Origin of the sequence: Fulvivirga kasyanovii (genome assembly GCF_009711405.1) — a bacterium.
GTDB classification, from domain to species: domain Bacteria; phylum Bacteroidota; class Bacteroidia; order Cytophagales; family Cyclobacteriaceae; genus Fulvivirga; species Fulvivirga kasyanovii.
Map to the genome: position 1 here is coordinate 1 of NZ_SMLW01000192.1, position 1,829 is coordinate 1,829.

Annotated in this window: 2 protein-coding genes; both read left to right on the forward strand. The window is 43.7% G+C overall.

Annotation, left to right across the window (positions count from 1 at the left end):
- The first annotated feature begins 44 nt into the window (after positions 1–44).
- Entirely contained in the window at positions 45–860 is an 816-nt protein-coding gene (locus E1163_RS00735) for a DUF1206 domain-containing protein (RefSeq protein ID WP_155168612.1), read from the forward strand.
- A gap of 13 nt (positions 861–873) precedes the next feature.
- Positions 874–1,829, forward strand: a 956-nt coding sequence (locus E1163_RS00740) for an AI-2E family transporter (RefSeq protein ID WP_155168613.1), incomplete at its 3' end; no start/stop codon positions are given.

The following is a 1,829-nucleotide window of genomic DNA, read 5'->3' on the forward strand; positions in this document are numbered from 1 at the left end:
TTTTTCCTGTTAAAAAGTGATCACTATAACTAAAAAAACCAATTATGAATACACATATATCATCAGCAAATGATAACTGGAAAGAACGAGCCGGACGAGTCGGCCATGTAGCCAAAGGAGTGGTTTATGGTGTAGCCGGTGTATTGACCTTATTGGCAGCCTTCAACATGGGTGGACAGAAAGCCGGAAAAGTACAGGTGATAGAGTTCCTTCAAAAACAACCTTTCGGAAACGTTTTACTAATTCTTATGGCTATTGGGCTAGCCTGCTATGCTTTCTGGCGCTTTGTACAGTCAGTTCAGGATCCGCAGGACGAAGGCACGGACACTAAAGGCAAAGTAAAGCGTACAGGCTACTTTATTAGTGGGTTGTTGTACCTGGCACTGGGTATATACGCTGTAATGCAGATATCAGGAGGTGGCGGCTCATCAGGCCAGTCGCAGCAAGGCATAATTGCTTCATTGCTGCAAAGTAAATTTGGAGTACTTGTGGTTATTTTCATTGCAGTGGGCCTTTTCGCAAAGGCTGCATATCAGTTTTACAGAGTCTATAAAGGAGATTTCACACAAAACCTGCGCCCCGTAGAAATACCATACAGCAAAGCCGAATCGATTATCAAAAATGCAGGATATGCAGGATTTATCGCACGGGGTGTATTGGTAGGCATTGTAGGTTACTTCTTTCTTCAGGCCGCACTACAATCCAACCCCGGAACCATACAAGGGTCTTCCGGAGCATTTTCCTTCATTCAGCAATCTACCAGCGGCCCCTGGTTAATGGCACTTATTGCTGCCGGATTGGTTTGCTACGGCGTATTTATGTTTGTAGTAGCAAGATATAAAAGATTTTACGCAAGATAATCCCCACCTACCGATGAAGAGCAGCTTATTGCAAAAATCCGTATTAGTCCTTTTGTTATTGGTCCTCTTCTTTGGTGGGATTTATTTTGCCGCACCTTTTTTTAAACCTTTGGCAGTAGCATTTTTAATTGCCCTGCTCATGCTCAGGCTGGCAAGAAAGGCAGAAGGTAAAGGCGCTAACCGGCTATGGTCATCGATCATAGCCGTATTTATTGTAGTGGCTTTTCTTACCCTAATTTCCGGCCTGTTAGGTTATCAGGCCAATCAGATGTCTGACAACTCAAAACAACTTGAACGCCAGGGGAAACAAAAAATAGAGACGCTTCAAAAAACCCTGGAAAAGAAAACCGGCCTCACCTCAAAGCAGTTGGAGTCCTTCTTTCAAAATACCGGGCACTCCCAACTGAAAAGCACCGCCAAAAATATAGCCAGCAGCATATTAAACTCGCTTACGGATCTTCTTTTAACTTTAATATATACCTTCCTGTTCCTGTATTATCGCCGGCACCTCAAGCGATTCGTGTTAAAACTTATGGACAAAAAATACCGCGAACAAACTCGTAAAACCATGGAGGAGTCGGGTGAGATCGCACTGCAATATCTTGGGGCTAAATTCATCCTTATCGGCATTCTGGCTACAATCTACTCCATAGGATTGACACTTCTTGGTGTTAAATATGCCATCTTCTACAGCGTACTTGCAGCACTTCTCTCACTGATCCCTTATATCGGTAATATGATAGGTGCCGCATTCCCTCTGTTAATGGCCATAATTTATAATGATACAGCCACTGCGCTTGGTGTAGTTGCCCTTTTTGCAGTGGCGCAGTTTATTGAAAGCTATTTCCTTGAGCCTCTTATTGTTGGCAAAAAAGTGAACCTCAACCCCATGATGACCATACTGATAGCCGTATTGGGCGGTATTCTTTGGGGAGTACCGGGAATGATCATCGCCATTCCTTATTTGGG